Source organism: Serratia sp. CY32780, assembly GCF_052169135.1.
Lineage (GTDB): Bacteria > Pseudomonadota > Gammaproteobacteria > Enterobacterales > Enterobacteriaceae > Serratia > Serratia sarumanii.
Map to the genome: position 1 here is coordinate 38413 of NZ_JBJNLI010000001.1, position 17474 is coordinate 55886.

At 58.7% G+C, this 17474-nt stretch carries 16 protein-coding genes and 1 tRNA gene; 9 read left to right on the forward strand and 8 right to left on the reverse strand.

The annotated features are described in order from the left end of the window. Window positions 1-3 precede the first annotated feature (3 nt). Complete coding sequence (pepD, locus tag ACJ8HH_RS00215; RefSeq protein ID WP_033649935.1) at window positions 4-1464, reverse strand: beta-Ala-His dipeptidase; 1461 nt, start codon at window positions 1462-1464, stop codon at window positions 4-6. Between the two features lie 339 nt (window positions 1465-1803). Between pepD and gpt the strand changes: the two genes are divergently transcribed. The 6 genes from gpt (at window position 1804) to ACJ8HH_RS00245 (ending at window position 6853) form a co-directional block, all read left to right on the forward strand. Next, on the forward strand, window positions 1804-2262 hold the full coding sequence (gene gpt / locus ACJ8HH_RS00220; RefSeq protein WP_033637215.1) for a xanthine phosphoribosyltransferase: 459 nt from the start codon (window positions 1804-1806) through the stop codon (window positions 2260-2262). Between the two features lie 141 nt (window positions 2263-2403). Then, the gene (gene frsA, locus ACJ8HH_RS00225; protein ID WP_033649936.1) at window positions 2404-3651 is read left to right on the forward strand and encodes an esterase FrsA; all 1248 of its coding nucleotides are present in this window, start codon (window positions 2404-2406) and stop codon (window positions 3649-3651) included. Window positions 3652-3711: 60 nt separating this feature from the next. After that, window positions 3712-4113 carry a sigma factor-binding protein Crl gene (crl, locus tag ACJ8HH_RS00230; RefSeq protein ID WP_004930258.1) on the forward strand — a complete coding sequence of 134 codons (402 nt, stop codon included), beginning with the start codon at window positions 3712-3714 and terminating at the stop codon, window positions 4111-4113. 116 nt (window positions 4114-4229) lie between these two features. Beyond that, on the forward strand, window positions 4230-5333 hold the full coding sequence (proB, locus tag ACJ8HH_RS00235) for a glutamate 5-kinase (protein WP_033637217.1): 1104 nt from the start codon (window positions 4230-4232) through the stop codon (window positions 5331-5333). Between the two features lie 9 nt (window positions 5334-5342). Then, complete coding sequence (gene proA / locus ACJ8HH_RS00240; protein ID WP_060387321.1) at window positions 5343-6596, forward strand: glutamate-5-semialdehyde dehydrogenase; 1254 nt, start codon at window positions 5343-5345, stop codon at window positions 6594-6596. A 181-nt stretch (window positions 6597-6777) separates the two neighbouring features. Continuing rightward, window positions 6778-6853 (forward strand) — tRNA-Thr (locus ACJ8HH_RS00245). Window positions 6854-7034: 181 nt separating this feature from the next. Here ACJ8HH_RS00245 and ACJ8HH_RS00250 read toward each other — a convergent pair. Together ACJ8HH_RS00250 and ACJ8HH_RS00255 are read right to left on the reverse strand one after the other, a co-directional pair. Then, window positions 7035-8162, reverse strand: a complete 1128-nt coding sequence (locus ACJ8HH_RS00250) for an MFS transporter (RefSeq protein ID WP_047569141.1) — start codon at window positions 8160-8162, stop codon at window positions 7035-7037. 140 nt (window positions 8163-8302) lie between these two features. Then, window positions 8303-9439, reverse strand: coding sequence for an alpha/beta hydrolase (locus ACJ8HH_RS00255; RefSeq protein WP_033647518.1), 1137 nt, complete (start codon window positions 9437-9439; stop codon window positions 8303-8305). A 187-nt stretch (window positions 9440-9626) separates the two neighbouring features. On the opposite strand from ACJ8HH_RS00255, the gene ACJ8HH_RS00260 reads away from it, so the two are divergent. Further along, window positions 9627-10511, forward strand: coding sequence for a LysR family transcriptional regulator (locus ACJ8HH_RS00260; RefSeq protein ID WP_060387322.1), 885 nt, complete (start codon window positions 9627-9629; stop codon window positions 10509-10511). 613 nt (window positions 10512-11124) lie between these two features. Next, a complete protein-coding gene (locus ACJ8HH_RS00265) occupies window positions 11125-11343 on the forward strand; it encodes a TM2 domain-containing protein (RefSeq protein ID WP_015376761.1) in 219 nt (72 codons plus the stop codon). A gap of 50 nt (window positions 11344-11393) precedes the next feature. Here the strand turns inward: ACJ8HH_RS00265 and ACJ8HH_RS00270 are convergent, their stop codons facing one another. Further along, window positions 11394-11921 carry a hypothetical protein gene (locus tag ACJ8HH_RS00270; protein ID WP_033647405.1) on the reverse strand — a complete coding sequence of 176 codons (528 nt, stop codon included), beginning with the start codon at window positions 11919-11921 and terminating at the stop codon, window positions 11394-11396. A gap of 485 nt (window positions 11922-12406) precedes the next feature. Between ACJ8HH_RS00270 and ACJ8HH_RS00275 the strand changes: the two genes are divergently transcribed. Continuing rightward, on the forward strand, window positions 12407-13522 hold the full coding sequence (locus tag ACJ8HH_RS00275) for a hypothetical protein (RefSeq protein ID WP_226884603.1): 1116 nt from the start codon (window positions 12407-12409) through the stop codon (window positions 13520-13522). A gap of 3 nt (window positions 13523-13525) precedes the next feature. Here the strand turns inward: ACJ8HH_RS00275 and ACJ8HH_RS00280 are convergent, their stop codons facing one another. From ACJ8HH_RS00280 to cybB, 4 genes are read right to left on the reverse strand one after another with little or no spacing between them, the layout of a single operon-like run. Next, window positions 13526-14230: a hypothetical protein gene (locus ACJ8HH_RS00280; protein WP_033647404.1), complete on the reverse strand. Its 705-nt coding sequence runs from the start codon at window positions 14228-14230 to the stop codon at window positions 13526-13528. Between the two features lie 16 nt (window positions 14231-14246). Further along, the gene (locus ACJ8HH_RS00285; protein ID WP_033647403.1) at window positions 14247-15422 is read right to left on the reverse strand and encodes a hypothetical protein; all 1176 of its coding nucleotides are present in this window, start codon (window positions 15420-15422) and stop codon (window positions 14247-14249) included. Further along, window positions 15419-16705, reverse strand: a complete 1287-nt coding sequence (locus ACJ8HH_RS00290; RefSeq protein ID WP_033647402.1) for a hypothetical protein — start codon at window positions 16703-16705, stop codon at window positions 15419-15421. The genes ACJ8HH_RS00285 and ACJ8HH_RS00290 overlap by 4 nt, the downstream gene beginning before the upstream one ends. Before the next feature lie 54 nt (window positions 16706-16759). Beyond that, a complete protein-coding gene (gene cybB / locus ACJ8HH_RS00295; protein WP_079656961.1) occupies window positions 16760-17284 on the reverse strand; it encodes a cytochrome b561 in 525 nt (174 codons plus the stop codon). Window positions 17285-17474 lie beyond the last annotated feature (190 nt).

A 17474-nucleotide genomic window follows, 5' to 3' on the forward strand; every position in this document is an offset into this window, starting at 1 on the left:
GGCTTATGCGCGCTCAGGGATCGCTTTCAGCAGCGAGGTCAGCAGCTTCCAGTACAAACCGACGCTTTCGATATGCACCTGCTCATCCGGCGAGTGCGGGCCGGTGATGGTTGGCCCGATCGATACCATGTCCATGTTTGGATACGGCTTTTTGAACAGACCGCATTCCAGGCCGGCGTGGATCACCATGATGTTCGGCGTCTTGTCGAACAGCTCCTGATACAGCTCGCGCACCAGGTGCATCACCGGCGAGTCGGCGTCCGGCTGCCAGCCCGGGTAGCCGCCCTTCGGCGCCACCTTGGCGCCGGCCAGCTGGCCCAGCGCGGTCAGCATCTCGACCACGTAGTCTTTGCCGCTGTCGATAAGGGAACGGATCAGGCAGATGATTTCCGCTTCGTTTTCGCTGGTGGTGACCACGCCGACGTTCAGCGAGGTTTCCACCACGCCTTTTACCGCGTCGCTCATGCGGATCACGCCGTTCGGCGTGCCGTTCAGCAGCGCCAGGAAGCGCTGCTGGCTGTCGGCGCTCAGCGCCTGCGAAGCGCTGGTGGTCGGCTCCAGCAGCACGGTGATGTTCTTCTCTTTGGCGGAGAGTTCGTTCTGCAGCACCGCCAGGAACTCCTGGCTCAGCGCTTTCAGCGCATCGGCCTTGTCCGCCGGCACCGCAACCACCGCAGAGGCTTCACGCGGGATGGCGTTGCGCAGGGTGCCGCCGTTCAGATCCAGCACGCGCAGGTTCAGCGCAGCCGCATGGGCGAACAGGAAGCGCGCCAGCAGCTTGTTGGCGTTGCCCAGACCGACGTGGATCTCGGCGCCGGAGTGGCCGCCTTTCAGGCCCTTGAGGGTCAGCTTCAGGGTTTGATAACCGGCCGGCACCGCTTCGCGCTGCAGCGGCAGGGTGGTGATGAAGTCGATACCGCCGGCGCAACCCATGTAGATTTCGCCTTCTTCTTCGGAGTCGGTATTGATCAGGATATCCGCCTGCAGCCAGTTCGGCTGCAGCCCGAAGGCGCCGTCCATGCCGGCTTCTTCGGTCATGGTCAGCAGCACTTCCAGCGGGCCGTGCTCAACGCTGTCGTCGGCCAGCACCGCCAGGGCAGAGGCCATGCCGATGCCGTTGTCGGCGCCCAGCGTGGTGCCGCGCGCTTTCACCCACTCGCCGGCGATATAAGGCTGGATCGGATCCTTGGCGAAATCGTGCACAGTGTCGTTATTCTTTTGCGGCACCATGTCCAGGTGCGCCTGCAGCGCGACCGGCTTGCGGTTTTCCATGCCTTTGGTGGCCGGCTTGCGCAGCAGGATATTACCGACCCGATCGCGCTCGGCGTGCAGGTTCTTTTCTTTGGCCCAGGTGAGGATGTGCTGCGCCAGCGCTTCTTCATGATAAGAAGGGTGCGGGATAGAACAGATCTTGGCGAAAATATCCCACAGCGGCTGTGGCGAAAGCTGAGACAATTCAGACACTATAAGTCTCCTGTGACGGCAGGCTCCGACAGGACGGGCGTGCCGCGCGGTTAAGGTGAGCGGGTATCTGTGCGTCGTGGCACGATCACCAGAGAATATCACTTTATTTCCGGCGGTGCGCGCACCGTATTGTGCGGTTTAAGCGCTTGATCACACGGCTTCGCTGCGGGAACGTTCGCTTTTTCAGCATCAATCACCGAAAAGCCGCACGGCGGAAATCGCGAGGTTTTCCTCGGTACAACTGGAATTCAACGCGGCCAGTCTCTATAATCTCGCGCAACCTTTTTTCCCCTGAACTATAAAGTAAGCCGCTTCACCAGCCGGCTGGGACACGATTCTATGAGCGAAAAATACGTTGTTACCTGGGATATGCTGCAAATGCACGCACGCAAGCTGGCGCACCGCCTGCTGCCTGCCGACAAATGGACGGGCATCATTGCCGTAAGCCGCGGCGGCCTGGTGCCGGCGGCTCTGCTGGCGCGCGAACTGGGCATCCGCCATGTGGATACCGTCTGCATTTCCAGCTACGACCATGACAACCAACGCGAAATGAAAGTGCTCAAGCGCGCCGAAGGCGACGGTGAAGGTTTCATCGTGGTGGATGATTTGGTGGATACCGGCGGCACCGCGAAAGCGATCCGCGATATGTACCCGAAAGCGCATTTCGTCACCATCTTCGCCAAACCGGCGGGCCGTCCGCTGGTGGACGACTACGTGGTCGACATCCCGCAGGACACCTGGATCGAACAGCCGTGGGATATGGGCGTCAGCTTCGTTCCACCGATCGGCGGCCGCTAAGCCCAGCCAGTTCCAAGCAAACGCCCGGTTATGCCGGGCGTTTGCGTTATTTTGGTTTCTCCCGCCAGAGTTAGGTACACTACCTCCAGTTAAGTAGGCCTTTTGCGGCCTATCGCCAGATTTACGGAGGCTGTTGTTACCATGGCACAGGCCAACCTTTCTGAAATTCTTTTCAAGCCCAAATTCAAACACCCTGAAACCTCGACGCTGGTGCTGCGCGCGCGCAACAATGTGAGCGCCGCCATGCATTCCGCATTGGAAGGTGACACCACCGGCAGCTGGTACCGCATGCTGAATCCGCTGCTGTGGGCCTGGCGTGGCGTCAGCCCGATCGAAATCCACGAAGTGCTGGCGCGCATCGCCGCCTCGGACGCCGAACGCAGCAATCCGCAGCGGCTGGATACCGTGGTGGGCTACCGCAACGGCAACTGGATCTACGAGTGGATCCATCAGGGCATGCAGTGGCAGCAGCGGGCGACGGAGCAGCAGGATCCGCTGCTCGGCGGCCAATACTGGCTGAAGGCCGCGAGCCTGTACAGCATCGCCGGTTACCCGCACCTGAAGGGCGACGAGCTGGCCGAACAGGCAGAGATGCTCGCCAACCGCGCGTACGAAGAGGCGGCGCTGCTGCTGCCGTACCAACTGAAAGAGCTGGAGTTCCGCATCGAAGGCGGCGCCAGCGTCACCGGCTTCCTGCACATGCCGGAGAAGGGCGAAGCGCCGTTCCCGACGGTGCTGATGTGCGGCAGCCTCGATACGCTGCAGACCGACTATCATCGCCTGTTCCGCGACTACCTGGCGCCGCACGGCATCGCCATGCTGACGCTCGACATGCCGTCGATCGGCTCCTCCTGCAAATGGAAGCTGACGCAGGATTCCAGCTACCTTCACCAGCAGGTGCTGATCCAGCTGGCCTCGGTGCCGTGGGTGGATCATCAGCGGGTGAGTGCCTTCGGCTTCCGCTTCGGCGCCAACGTGGCGGTGCGGCTGGCCTACCTGGAGCCGCAGCGGCTGCGCGGCGTAGCCTGCCTGGGGCCGGTGGTGCATCGCCTGCTGTGCGACAGCAGCACCCAGCTGAACGTACCGGACATGTATATGGACGTGCTGGCCAGCCGCATGGGCATGGCCAACGCCTCCGACAACGTGCTGAAGGTGGAGCTGAACAGCTACTCGCTGAAAATGCAGGGGCTGCTGGGGCGCCGCTGCCCGACGCCGATGATCTCCGGCTACTGGGAGCGCGATACGCTCAGCCCGAAAGAGGAGTCGCAGCTGATTGTCACCTCCTCGGTGAGCGGCAAGCTGGTCGCCATCCCGCGCACCCCGGTTTACGACAGTTTCCACCGGGCGTTGCTGCAAATGTCCGGCTGGCTGAAGGACAAAATGCGTTAATTAGTTGCTAAATTTTAACAGTTTGTTAAAAAGAGTGGTCTACATTGAGGAGGTTAGAGAATGACGTTACCGAGTGGTCACCCTAAAAGCCGACTAATGAAACGTTTTGCCAGCTTGGGGCCGTACCTGCGTGAAGGGCAATGTGAAAACGACCGTTTTTTCTTTGATTGTTTGGCTGTCTGCGTCAATGTAAAGCCCGCTCCGGAGAAGCGCGAGTTCTGGGGCTGGTGGATGGAGCTGCAGGCGGAAGAGGCGCGCTTCACCTATTCGTACCAATTCGGCCTGTTCGACAAAGAAGGCGACTGGACGGCGCAAAACATTAAGGATGATGAAGTGAACGCCAAGCTGGAAGACACCCTGCGCGACTTCCATCGCCGCCTGGGCGAGCTGCTGGCGACCATGGAACTGGGGCTGGAACCCGCCGACGATTTCAAAGAAAAACTGATCAAACTCTCCGCCTGACCCCGTTTGACCACGTATTGTGCTGATTTCGCGTTGTGCCTGTTGGCATAACGCGTCTCTCCTGTTACAAAGACCTTTGCACTCTTCTTCTCATCATTACACACGGCAGAAATACTATGAACGGCAGCCAGACATTGGTTGTGAAATTGGGCACCAGCGTGTTGACCGGCGGATCGCTGCGTCTGAACCGCGCCCACATCGTCGAATTGGTGCGCCAGTGCGCGCAGCAACACGCCGCGGGCCACCGCATCGTCATCGTCACCTCCGGCGCCATCGCCGCCGGGCGCGAACACCTGGGCTACCCCGAGCTGCCCGCTACTATCGCTTCCAAGCAGCTGCTGGCGGCGGTGGGGCAGAGCCGGCTGATCCAGCTGTGGGAACAGCTGTTCTCCATTTACGGCATCCACGTCGGGCAGATGCTGCTGACGCGCGCCGATCTGGAAGACCGCGAGCGCTTCCTCAACGCGCGCGATACCATGACGGCGCTGCTGGACAACCGCATCGTGCCGGTAATCAATGAGAACGACGCCGTCGCCACCGCCGAAATCAAGGTGGGCGACAACGATAACCTGTCGGCGCTGGCGGCCATTCTGGCCGGGGCCGACAAACTGCTGCTGCTGACCGATCAGCAGGGCCTCTACACCGCCGATCCGCGCAACAACCCGCAGGCCGAACTGATCCGTGAAGTGCACGGCATCGACGACGCGCTGCGCGCCATCGCCGGCGACAGCGTCTCCGGCCTGGGCACCGGCGGCATGGGCACCAAGCTGCAGGCGGCCGACGTGGCCTGCCGCGCCGGCATCGACGTGGTGATCGCCGCGGGCAGCAAACCGGGCGTGGTGGCGGACGTGATCGAAGGCAAACCGGTGGGCACCCGTTTCCACGCGCTGGAAACCCCGCTGGAAAACCGCAAGCGCTGGATCTTTGGCGCGCCGCCGGCCGGCGAGATCACCGTCGACGATGGCGCGGTGGAAGCGATGATGGCACGCGGCAGTTCGCTGCTGCCGAAGGGCATCCGCGACGTGAAGGGTGACTTCTCGCGCGGCGAAGTGATCCGCATCCGCAACCTGGCGGGGCGCGATCTGGCGCACGGCGTCAGCCGCTACAACAGCGACGCGATGCGCATGATCGCCGGGCACCACTCGCAGGAAATCAGCGAAATCCTCGGTTATGAATACGGTCCGGTGGCAGTGCACCGCGACGATATGATTGTCAGTTAAGGAGTGAGCATGCTGGAGCAGATGGGAAAGGCCGCCAAGCAGGCCTCCTGGCAGCTGGCGGTGCTGAGCACGGCGAAGAAGAATCAGGTGCTGTCGGTGATGGCCGACAGGCTGGAGGCCAACAGCGAAGCGATCCTGCTGGCGAACGAACAAGATATGGCGCAGGCGCGCGCCACCGGCATGAGCGAAGCGCTGCTCGATCGCCTGCTGCTGACCCCGGCGCGGCTGGCGGCGATCGCCAACGACGTGCGCCAGGTGTGCCGCCTGAACGACCCGGTCGGCCACGTGCTGGACGGCAACCTGCTGGACAGCGGGCTGAAGCTGGAGCGCCGCCGGGTGCCGCTCGGCGTGATCGGCGTGATTTACGAGGCGCGGCCCAACGTCACCATCGACGTCGCCAGCCTGTGCCTGAAAACCGGCAACGCGGTGATCCTGCGCGGCGGTAAAGAGACGCATAACACCAACCAGGCGACGGTGAAAGTGATCCAGCAGGCGCTGGAACAGTGCGGCCTGCCGGCGGCGGCGGTACAGGCGATCGACAGCCCGGATCGCGCGCTGGTGAACGAGCTGCTACGCCTGGATCGCTATGTCGACATGCTGATCCCGCGCGGCGGCGCCGGCCTGCACAAGCTGTGCCGCGAGCAATCGACCATCCCGGTGATCACCGGCGGCATCGGCGTGTGCCACACCTACGTGGATGCCGACGTCGATTTCGACAAGGCGCTGACGGTGATTGAAAACGCCAAGATCCAGCGCCCGAGCGCCTGTAACTCGCTAGAAACGCTGCTGGTGAACCGCAGCATCGCCGCCGAGTTCCTGCCGGCGCTGAGCGCTAAAATGGCGGCGGCGGGCGTGACGCTGCACGCGGCGGAAAACGCGCTGCCGCTGCTGCAGGGCAGCCCGGTGACGGTGGTGCCGGTGAACGCGGAGGATTACGACGACGAATGGCTGTCGCTGGATCTGAACGTGTTGCTGGTGGACGATATCGATCAGGCCATCGACCACATCCGCACCCACGGCACCAACCACTCCGACGCGATCCTCACCCGTTCGCTGAGCAGCGCCGAGCACTTCGTGCGCGCGGTGGACTCTTCGGCGGTGTACGTCAACGCCAGCACCCGCTTCACCGACGGCGGCCAGTTCGGCCTGGGCGCGGAAGTGGCGGTGAGCACCCAGAAACTGCACGCCCGCGGCCCGATGGGCCTGGACGCGCTGACCACCTACAAGTGGATTGGCTACGGCGACGATCTGGTGCGCAGCTAAGGCCGGATTGAAGTAGTAAAGACGTCAGGGCGCAGCGTGCTGCGCCCTGAGTGTTTTTGGGGGGCACGGCAGTATCACTGCTTGCAAAACAACCAAACACCCCGGCGGCTATTGACTCATTTCGCGCGCAGGTCTACCTTGTTCAACGCACTTCCGGCTTGCCCCGCAGGCCCGGTTCGATGCCGATATAGCTCAGTTGGTAGAGCAGCGCATTCGTAATGCGAAGGTCGTAGGTTCGACTCCTATTATCGGCACCATCTCTTCTTCCTGTAACATCCTTCACTATCCCCAAACGCTTTGAATTACAATGAATCGATTGGTTTGTTGTCCGGTAAAATCCGGCGCGCGCGTACTTCTGTTCGGTCTTGAATTGTTATTCGCCATTTCGGCTAGCTTTCACTGCCATGGCTGAGAGTTCGTTTGAACAAACTGATTACGCTAGTACGTATTGCTATTTTGACGGGACGTAAGAAACGCCATCGCTACCGCACCAAGAAGTAATAAGCCACTCAAGCCAAAAGTACTTCGCCATCCCAGGCTGTCAAACATCATGCCACCTGCCGTTGAACCAAGGGCAATCGAGAGCTGAATCACCGCAACCATCAGGCCGCCTCCGGCTTCCGCATCCTCGGGCAGCGTGCGTGTAATCCATGTCCACCATCCCGTTGGCGCGGCGGTTGCCAGCATGCCCCAGAGGCCTAACAGCAACGAGACAGCCCAAACGTGATGCCCGGCAAGAATCAGGGCGATGGCAATGACAGCCATCAGCCCAGGAATGGCCATCAGCGTTAGATAGAATTTCCTATTGAGGAATGCCGGGACAACCAGCGTGCCAATAAAACCGGCTACACCGATAACCAGTAAAATTAACGACAAGCCAGAGAAATCAACCCGCGTCACCAACTCCAGAAACGGACGCACATAGGTAAATAACGCAAACTGCCCCATAAAGAACAGGCCACAAGCCAGCATGCCAATGGAGACAACAGGGCGACTGAGCAGGCGCAATACGGATCCGCGTGACGCAGGGTTATTATTGCCATTCATACCCGGCAGACTCACGCACTGCCAGATAAAGGCCGCGGCCGCGACGGGGACCAAGCACAAGAAAGCGCCTCGCCATCCGATGGTCGCTCCAAGATAGCTACCCAGCGGCGCTGCCACTACCGTCGCCAGCGCATTGCCGGCGTTGAAAATAGCCAGCGCACGCGTAACCTGATGCTGTGGCACCAGACGAATTGCCGTTGCCGCAGACATCGACCAGAATCCACCGATCGCAATACCTATCATCGCGCGGCCTGCCATATACATCAGATAGTTGGAAGCCAGTGCGATAACGAGCCCCGACACGGCCATCAGAATCGTCATCCCCAGCAGTAAGTACTTGCGATTCACATTTCCAGCCAACGTCGAAAGCGTCAGGCTGGTCAGAACGGCCAGCGCGCCGGAGATGGCAATTCCCTGTCCCGCCAGCCCCTCCGTCACGTCTAAATCACGGGCAATCGGCGTAAGCAGGCTGACGGGCATAAATTCCGATGCAATCAGCACAAAGACGCACAGGGTCATGGCAAAAATGCCGCTCCAGTAAGCGGGCTGATTATTCGGTGATGGTGTTTGGCTAAGTGCAGACATAGTCAGATTTCACGGAAGTCAGAATAAAAGCCACCCGCGTAGACAGGCGGCTTTTAATGTTGTCAGTAGAGGGGCTATTTCAGATTGGCTTTGAAAAATTGTTCGAACTTAGCGAAAGGTATTTTACCGGCCGCATTGTCGTACAGGTCCACATGATTTGCACCGGGGACAATCACCAGCTCTTTTTCTTTACTGCCGACCGCCTTATAAGCATCTTCGGCAAAATAGCGTGAATGGGCTTTTTCACCGGTCACGATAAGCGTCGGGATAGTAATTTCGCTGGCGTAGCTCAGCAGCGGCATATTCATAAACGACAGCGGCATCGTTGCCGTCCACGCCCCGGTCGAGTTAACGGAGCGTTCGTGGAAACCGCGCGGCATGCGGTAGTAATCAAAGAACTCCTTCAGCACCGGATGCGGATCGGCCGGCAGGGTTTCTGGCAGAATGCGCTCACCCGCGCTGACCTTGCCATTGCTGTCGACGTTAATATCATGGCCACCTCGTGCGAACGTTCCGCTTTCCGCATCCTTCCAGCGTTGTTCATTCAGATACTGCAGAACGGCACGACGGTCGGCGGTCGAATAACGGTCTTTGCCATCACCTACGCCATGGCCCATCGCCCGGCTCATGTCGTACATCACGCTGGTGGCCACCGCTTTGACGCGGGTATCCATCGCGGCGTCGTTTAACGCCATGCCGCCCCAGCCGCAAATGCCGAGCAGCCCAATACGGTTGCGATCCACCTCTTTTTGCAGCCCCAAGAAATCTACCGCCGCGCTGAAATCTTCCGTGTTGATATCCGGCGAGGCGACGTTACGCGGATAGCCGCCGCTTTCCCCCGTATAAGAAGGGTCGAACGCCAGGGTAACAAATCCCTGTTCCGCCAGCGTTTGCGCATACAGGCCGCTGGATTGCTCCTTCACCGCGCCAAAAGGCCCGCTGACGGCAATCGCCGCCAGCTTGCGATCGCCACGATCTTTGGGGAGATAAAGGTCGCCCACTAAGGTGATCCCATATCGATTCTGAAACGAGACCTTACGATGATCGACTTTCTGGCTCTCGGCAAACGTCTTGTCCCATTTATCGATCATCGAAACAGGAGCATTCGGATTGACTGAATCAGCATAACTCATTGTCGTGACTCCACTTAATGATGCGAATAACAGCATGGCAGGCATTGCGGTTTTTAGCGTTCGGGTGAAAGCTTTCATAAAAATCCCCATGAAAAACAAGATAGAGAGACAGGTTTCCTACGGACAACGCTGCTGTGCTTTGTTTTGATGGGCTCATTATAGTGAGCAGAATTAATGCTGATTAGAGGGAGATAATTGCTAGGATTAATACCATATTGTTATAAATTAATGCTGAGACTGGCGTCATTCTTGGGGGAGTAAATCAATGGCAAAAAGGGAGAACTACAACGAGCTTTACCTGTTTATGCAGGTGGTACGGGAAGGCAGTTTTACCGCTGCGGCTCACAGGCTTGGCCTGGCTCAATCGGGGATAAGCCGTTCTGTTCGCGAGCTTGAAGAAAGGTTAGGTGTCCAGCTACTGGTGCGCACCACGCGTAAGCTATCGCTGACGCAAGCGGGTGAGCAGCTCTATCAGAAAACGGAGTCCGGATTTGATACCTTAGATCTTGGGCTTGCGACACTGGCGCATTATCGTGAGACCCCTTCCGGCACGGTCCGCATCAATGCCAGCCAGCACGCGATTGATAAATGCCTGCTGCCAAAGCTTGCGGTATTTAAACAGCGCTATCCTGATATCAGGCTCGAACTCATGAACGAGAGCCGGTTCGTCGATATTATCGAGGAAAGATTCGATGCAGGCGTCCGTCTTGGGCCTGAAGTAGGCCAGGGCATGGTCGCGGTGCGTATTACGCCCGATATGGAGATGGCGATTGTGGGGACTCCTGAACATTTTCGTCGTTACGGTTTTCCACAAAATCCTGCGGATTTAAAGACACATCCCTGTATCGCCTATCAGCTTGCCGACGGCAGCCTATACCAGTGGGAACTCCATCAGGATGATAAAAAAATCACTCATCGGCCGGAAGGGCAATGGGCCTTATCTGACAGCTATATGGAGGCAGAAGCCGCGCGGCTGGGCCTGGGGCTGGCCTATGTTCCTGTCGAGTTGGTTGCCGATGATTTAGAGCGTGGAGCACTTATCAGGGTATTACAGCGTTACAGCCTGCGAATGGAAGGGTTATTTCTTTATTATCCCCATCGCAATGTATCCCCCGCCCTAAGAATGGTCATTGAGACATTGAAAATTTGAGAGTTGCGATGGCCGCTCCTGCACTGTGCAGGATGGACGGCAAAGCCGCTTGTATAAAGCAGACTTAGTTGACATCAAAATGAATGATGGAAATGAGGTAAACCGATTGGCGAAATACAACGCCGTATGAAGGACGATGCGTCGGGCGATAGGGGCGATAAATATGTAATGGCTGAGCTGCCTGGCCCATTAGATGCTCACTTGTCACACCGGCTTTGACGCCATTGGTTCAAATAGGCGAACCCTGGTGTACGGTAGGGTGATGACTGTTAATCGGGTAATTAATTGAATTAAATAATAAATTCCGATTGCCAACAGAGAGTGCAATTTTCCTGTCACTCTTTTGCAGCGGATTAAATATGGCGTTGTTAATAACTTATGCCTCAGGGATAGTACGGAGGGATAACGCATAGTCAAATCAATGCGATCTCCCATTTGTCTACCGTTTCGCCGGTTAAACAACCGTTTAATTAATTACTGTTATAATTACCCCCGTTGAGCCTTGCAGGAGTGAATGTTTTTCTCCGTAAGCATTGCGATGCGGCGCTCTGTGGAGCGGCATCCGTTTTTTGGACATGCCGGTGGTTCGGTGAGAAGTAAGGAGAAGTGTACTATGAGCAGAAAAGACAAGCTCGCGGCGGCCCTGCTGGCCATCTTCCTGGGTGGGCTGGGCATTCACAAGTTTTACTTAGGGATGAAGTGGTGGGGGCTGTTCTACCTGCTGTTCTGCTGGACGGGGATCCCGGCGATTGTCGGCTTTATCGAAGGCATTATTTATCTGTTCCAATCGGAAGAGAAATTCAATCAGAAATACAATCCTGGTCTGATTTAAGGCTTTGCTGAAGGCGCTTCCTGTTAAGGGAAGCGCCGTTTTTCGTTCCGTTACTGTTTCTTCATCTTGCCGCGCATTTCTTCACTCATCATTTTATTCGAGCTGGAAATTACGCAGTTATATTGCTTGCCTTGGTTAATTACCATAAAGGTGCTGACCGGATTTTTAAAATCTTTGTCGATGGTGAAATAAATATAAGCCTGCGGCAGCGCGGCCGGTTTAAAGGCGCCGAAGGCATACACATCCGCCAGGCCTAGCGCGGAGAGATCGACCGTCAGTTCCATCGGCTGTTTATCGTTTGGCGATGGGAACATCGATTTGGCCGACATCATCATGGTGCTGCTGTTGATGGTGTAATCGGTTTTGACCTTCATGCCCATATATTTCGATTCCGGCATGGAAAGTTCTTTTTTGCAGGCGGCGTCGTGCTGCGGCGCCGGGCTGCCGTTTTCCATCACGGCGTGCACGTGTTCCAGCGTCACTTCCGCGTTGCCGGTGGTAGGCTGCGCATCGGCCGCGTAAGCCGCGCCGCTGAAGGCGGCCACAGAGGTAAGGATAATGCCTGTAACGATTTTCATTGTCGCTCTCCGAAATGCTAATAATGATATTAATTGCGGTGTGTAGCCTATTGGCCTGATAAAACGCAAAGTTACTCGTTCCGTGGAGATCAAATATCCTCGGAATTTTATAGTAAAGAGTGTTTCACCCACGCGGTGCGCGAGGTTGGTTTAATTATCTTGAGAGCCTTGCTCTTTTGTTTTTCAGTATGTTTACCTGCATATAAAGAGTATGTCTAAACATAGTCAATGTTTAGAATATGCACAAATTATTGCGGTTTTTTCCCGCTTTAATTCTTCGGTTTTTAATACGGATTTAAATATTGTATTGAGATACAGAGAGTTATCTTTTCTACGTTAAAATCACTCAGTGAAACGTTATTTATGTGATCTTCATGGTCACAGAAGTAACGCTGAAATTATTGCCTTTCTATTTAACGGCTAATTATTCATGGCATAGGCTTCAACCCCGCTAACCGCTTGCGCTAGAATCAGGCGGTTTGCTCTTGAAAAAGGATATCGTCATGGCCGCCTGGGCCTTTTTGATCGTCGGTTGGCTGTTGATTTGGCGGGATTACCCGATTTTCGGCGCGTTGTGCATCGCGCTGTTCGCCGTGCTGCAATGGGCGAAATACGCCGCAAAAGGCGTGCAAAACCCCGAAGAGGCCGCAGAGTGGCGCAAGACCGACTGGCGTTCGCAGCCGATTGAAATGACGCACGCCGGCGACAGCGACCGGCAGATTGGCGGCGTGGGGGAGCTGGGCATGGGCGGCCCCAGTTTTTGGACGCTGCTGCTGCGCGACGGAGCGATTGTGCATGGCGCCTGTGCGGCGCCGCAGGACGTGGACGGCGGCAGGTTGCGCCTGATCCCGACCCGCAGCCGCGAGGGTGAGGGGCTGACGGTCTACGAACCTGCCGCCCGGGCGATGTACGCGCTGCCTGCGCTGACCGATCGCGAGCTGGAAGCAGTGGCCGGCGGTTCCGCCGAGGCGCTGGCGCGGCTGCGGGCGAGCTGTCGGCAGGCGGTGGCCACGCCGCTGCGTCAGGTGCGCGGTCTGTGGGTGCCGCAGTGGGCAGAGGATCCGGCGGATCGTCTGGAGATCGCCTTGCCCAGTGGCCGCGCGCTGGCGGCGCGCTCGACGTTACCGGCGGATTTGCGCCATGCGGACGATCCTGCCGCGCTGCTGCACGCGCCGCCTTATGAGCTGTTGCTGGATAACCGGCCGACCGATCGCTTGGTGTGCGATCTCGAACGCGTGGCGGAAGCGCCGACGGGCGACGGCTTGAGCGTCGGCGGCTGCCAGTTCCGCGGCGAACATATCGTCGACGGTCTGTACCATCTCTACTTCGCCGGCGAGTGGTTCAGCCTGCTCTCCTACGCGCACAAACCGGCGGGCGGGCGCGGTTCGGACACCACCTTTTTTGTCGAGCGGGTCGAGCCGCAAGACGGCGGCGTATTCGTGATTGAATGGGATGCCTACAGCGTGGGGCCCGACGGGCGTGCGCCGCGCGTAGCGGCGCCGCCGGTATTGGTTATCGCAGTAAGCTGGCAGGACGCGCCGCTGCGGCTGCCCACGGCCAATAACCGCGTGACCGTGCGCTTGCCCAACGCCACGGCGTAAGGCTTAAGGCAGCACCCTGACTTCGCCGTTGTGCAAGGTCAGCACGGCGATCGGGCTGCCGGGGAAGCACTCTCTAAAGATCCAGTCGCTGGGCCGAAACGCCGCCGCAGGCAGCCCGGCCTGCCACTCTTCCCACTGCGGGGCCGGCTTATCCGGTGGTAAAGAGAAAGAGACCAGCCAACCCGCTTCGCAGCGTACCCTTTGGCCGCTCGGGCGGGTGAAGGTGTGCGCGCTCGCCAGCTCCATTACCGGCGGTAAAACCTCGAAGGCAATGATCGGCACGCCGGCCACGCTCTGCGGCCGAGGAAAACGCACGGCGGTCACGCCGTCCATCGTGATGGGGCTGTTTTCGGTGCCGGGCAGGCGCGGTTCCTGCCGGTTTACCCAGCTGCCTTTCGTCAGCGTGATTTCTCCGAGCGGTTTGGCTTCGTCGAGCGTCAGGTAGCTGCGCCGATTCCAGCGTTCTTCCGCCCGCTGGCTCTTGAGATCCTGGATGGCGATGTCGATCAGCATCAGCACGAACGCCACCGGGTAGATCGCCAGCGCCGAGGCCAGCAGATAGCCGCCCCAGGAAAGCGGCGGGCGTGGGCGGCCGCAGCGGGCAGAAGCGTAGCGCCAGCCCCACCAGGCGAGCAGGATGCCGGCGAGCAGCAGCGCCAACAACAGCGCCACCAGCCCTGCAACGCCGGCGCCATAACCTAACAGCATGGCAAGTTCCTCATGTTCACGGCGTGGTGGAACGGTAGCGAACGAAGTAGGGCAGCGCCGGGGGCTCCCCGTCATCGCCATAGTGGCTTTCCGGTTCGATCACGGTTTGGCGTGCGTCGTCGCGCCCGTTGTAGCGGTACTCCAACGGCTGGCGGTAGCGCACGTCGGATGAGCGCAGATCTAAAATCAGCGAAAGGCGCGCATCGCCGTTATCCGTTTGGGCGACCAGCTTGTCGTTGCCTGCCCACAGCTGATACAGCGATTTATCGCCGGTCTCCAGCAGCACCTTCAACTGCCCGTCGGATTGATAACGCAGGAGCTGATACAGCCCTCTTTCCAGCGTCTGTGCGATCAGGTAGATGCCGCCATCCGGGGCCTGCGCACTTTCCGTCACGCGCACCGTGAGCCAATGCGGTTCGGCCACCTCGCCGGTTTTGCCGTTAACGGCGATGTGCAAGGCGCCGGAGCCGAGCACCGGATTCATCCAGAACAGCACGCGATCGCCGTCAACGGCGGTAAAGATCTCGGGTATGGATTTGCGCTTGCCGGAGGCGTAAGCCGTCGGTGAGTCCTCCTCGCCGCGCTCAAAACCCAGCAGCTGTCGCGCTTCCAACAGCGCCGGCAGATCCAGCGTTTGCCGCCAATGGGCGCCAAAGTCCGGGCTGTAGAATACGCCTTCGGTGCTGATGAGATACAGCGCGCGTTTACCCGGCAGCGCCACCAGTTTGCCGCCGATAAAGGAAGGCCGGTTGTCGTCGCCCTCCGGCCAAGGGATCAGCGCCCCGATGGTGCCCTGTTTCACATCGACCATCCGGCGCCCCTTGGACAGAAAAAGCACGCACTCCTGCCCGCCGCAAACCGCATCGTGGATAGACTCGTCGAGTTCCCCCAGCATCTGCAATCCCTGCGGGCCGCTGAACAACACCTGGCTGAGATAGTTGGCCGCCCAGCCGTAAAAGCTATTGTAGGCCCCGCGCTCACTCCTTTTGCTGATGAGCAGCAGGGCGCCGTCCTGCGCCGGGTAGCTGTGGATGAGATCGTAATGGGCTATCGTCGGCAATGCTTCGTCGCTCTGGGTCCATTGCCACTGCGCATAGCGTTGTTCTGGGGCGAGGAAATAGACGCCCAGCGCGCTGGCCAAAAACAGCGTCAGGATAATAAGGGGTCTTTTATAAAGTGCTAACGTCATCATTTCAGCTCCGTCACCTGATCCTGCTGCCATAACCTGCGGCGCAGATTGCGCAGGTATTTAAACGTTTTAAACGTGCGGTGCTGGTCAAAAGAGTAAAGGCGGCAGATCTGGGCGAAGCCCTCGATCAACAGCGCGAGGCCGCTGACCATCAGCATCATTAAGAGAAGAATCGGTGGCAATTCGCTGCCGAGACGCTGCAGGGTCCAGGCATCCAGGTAAAAGCCCGCCGGGGTATCGGCGTTATCCGCCACCGCCAGGCCGAGCACAAAGCACGTCACGATCGCGCCGAGAATGAAGACAACGCGCGCGCACAGGTTAAGGCCGGATTCGGTGAAGTAGCGGCGGCCGCCGATGAGGTAAGTCTGGCGATCGCGGTGGTTGATGATCCCACGCACCGTAGGCAACTCGGGGACGGTGTCGTTCTCGCAATACAGCACCTGCAGCGGATCGCCTTTGGCGATGAAAAGCGGATGTTGCCGACGAAATACCGGATGCAGTTTGGTATTGGGGACGTTGAGCGCACGGGTCGTCAACGCGAAGTGCGTCTCCTTCTGGCGCCACGCATAGGTGTCCAAATACTGCACCTGCCGCGGGATCTCATAGTGGCGGAGTTCGTAGCTCAGGGCGTTGACCGTCTCGATGCCGGAGGCCTCGACGCCGTCAGGGAGGGGAAACTCGGTTTGTTGCGTTGTGGGCACTGACGCGGCGTCTGCACTGACGGCGCGGTATCTGATGCCGGGGATTTTCAGGCTGAGCGATCCGGGCGGCGTGACGTCTTGCCCCTGCAGCACGCGATCCAGCGCCTTGAGCAGGCGCCTGCGGCCGCGATGCCCGATCAGCAGCAGCTCAGAACCGACGAACAGCACCATGCCGATGCCGACAAGGCCGGCGATTACGGCGATAAAGAACAGAACGATGGTCAGCCAGGAATCTTCCCCGTCCATGATGAAAAAGGCTGCCGGAAAACCGCCGGCCAGCGCCGCGCCCAGCACCAGCAGGGCGAAGTATTTCAGCTTGTATTTCAGCGTTCTGTCGGGCTCCAGCCGGCCTTTTGTCTCGTGCAGCAGCCAGTGCAGCCAGTAGCTGCCGTCCTGCAGGCGATGGGCGCCAATCTTCACCCGATCGCCGGTGGCGAGCGTGGCCAGCAGATTTTCGCTGTCGCTGAAGTCGTCACGGTAAAAAAAGAACGTTTGGCCGGCGGCGATGATCCTCACCAGGTTGTCGGGCGCCGTCTGTTGGCAGGCACATTGTTCGACGGTCACATTAAAAAATTGGGTTTGCATGTCATTCCCTGTCAGCGGGCGTGGCCCGAAAATTCATCCCTGGCGCCAAATTATTCAGCGCTTTTTCATCAACGGCAGCATGCGCACCAGCGCATTGTCCTTGACGATGTAGTGGTGAAACAGTGCGGCGGCGGCATGCAGGCCGATCAGCCAGTAGCCGAATGACGCCAGCGTTTTGTGCCAGCCGATAATCATCCGCGCCTGCGGCCGATCGGCCACGTCGGCGAACGGCATCGGCAGGCCGAACAGATACCACTCCTTGCCGCCCAGATAGCGCGAATACACCCCCAGCACCGGCAGCGTCAACAGCAGCAGGTAAATCAGGGTGTGCGTCAGGTGCGCCAGGCCGGTTTGCCACTTCGGCGGTTTGGGCGCGATGGCGGGCGAAGGGTGGCGCCAGCGCAGGAACAGGCGGGCGATCATCAGCGCAAACACCGTTACGCCGCAGCTGAAGTGGGTGACAACCAGCACGTACCAGGGGGCGCTGCCCGGTTCGGCAAAGCCTCGCAGCTCGATGGTGACGCAGGTGATGACCAGCAGGATCGCCACCAGCCAGTGCAGGCGAATTTGCCACGGCATGTAGGTGTTCTGCACCGGGTTGCCTTTTGATGTTAAAGGGTCTGTGCGCCGATGGTAACGAAATGTTACAGGTGAGGAAAGCGCCCGTGTGCAGTTTAAGCAAAATGCCAGGGGTTAAACCGCTTATTAAGCTATGAATTTAGTGGGCTAAGTGCCTGGAGGCACGCAAGGCAGCCGGCATCGTAAGTTG

Bases quoted from the DNA above. Each gene is read 5' to 3' on its own strand.
- gpt (WP_033637215.1), top strand. From the start codon at position 1,804: ATGAGCGAAAAATACGTTGTTACCTGGGATATGCTGCAAATGCACGCA.
- frsA (WP_033649936.1), top strand. From the start codon at position 2,404: ATGGCACAGGCCAACCTTTCTGAAATTCTTTTCAAGCCCAAATTCAAA.
- crl (WP_004930258.1), top strand. From the start codon at position 3,712: ATGACGTTACCGAGTGGTCACCCTAAAAGCCGACTAATGAAACGTTTT.
- proB (WP_033637217.1), top strand. From the start codon at position 4,230: ATGAACGGCAGCCAGACATTGGTTGTGAAATTGGGCACCAGCGTGTTG.
- proA (WP_060387321.1), top strand. From the start codon at position 5,343: ATGCTGGAGCAGATGGGAAAGGCCGCCAAGCAGGCCTCCTGGCAGCTG.
- ACJ8HH_RS00250 (WP_047569141.1), bottom strand. From the start codon at position 8,162: ATGACCCTGTGCGTCTTTGTGCTGATTGCATCGGAATTTATGCCCGTC.
- ACJ8HH_RS00255 (WP_033647518.1), bottom strand. From the start codon at position 9,439: ATGAAAGCTTTCACCCGAACGCTAAAAACCGCAATGCCTGCCATGCTG.
- ACJ8HH_RS00260 (WP_060387322.1), top strand. From the start codon at position 9,627: ATGGCAAAAAGGGAGAACTACAACGAGCTTTACCTGTTTATGCAGGTG.
- ACJ8HH_RS00265 (WP_015376761.1), top strand. From the start codon at position 11,125: ATGAGCAGAAAAGACAAGCTCGCGGCGGCCCTGCTGGCCATCTTCCTG.
- ACJ8HH_RS00270 (WP_033647405.1), bottom strand. From the start codon at position 11,921: ATGAAAATCGTTACAGGCATTATCCTTACCTCTGTGGCCGCCTTCAGC.
- ACJ8HH_RS00280 (WP_033647404.1), bottom strand. From the start codon at position 14,230: ATGCTGTTAGGTTATGGCGCCGGCGTTGCAGGGCTGGTGGCGCTGTTG.
- ACJ8HH_RS00285 (WP_033647403.1), bottom strand. From the start codon at position 15,422: ATGATGACGTTAGCACTTTATAAAAGACCCCTTATTATCCTGACGCTG.
- ACJ8HH_RS00290 (WP_033647402.1), bottom strand. From the start codon at position 16,705: ATGCAAACCCAATTTTTTAATGTGACCGTCGAACAATGTGCCTGCCAA.
- cybB (WP_079656961.1), bottom strand. From the start codon at position 17,284: ATGCCGTGGCAAATTCGCCTGCACTGGCTGGTGGCGATCCTGCTGGTC.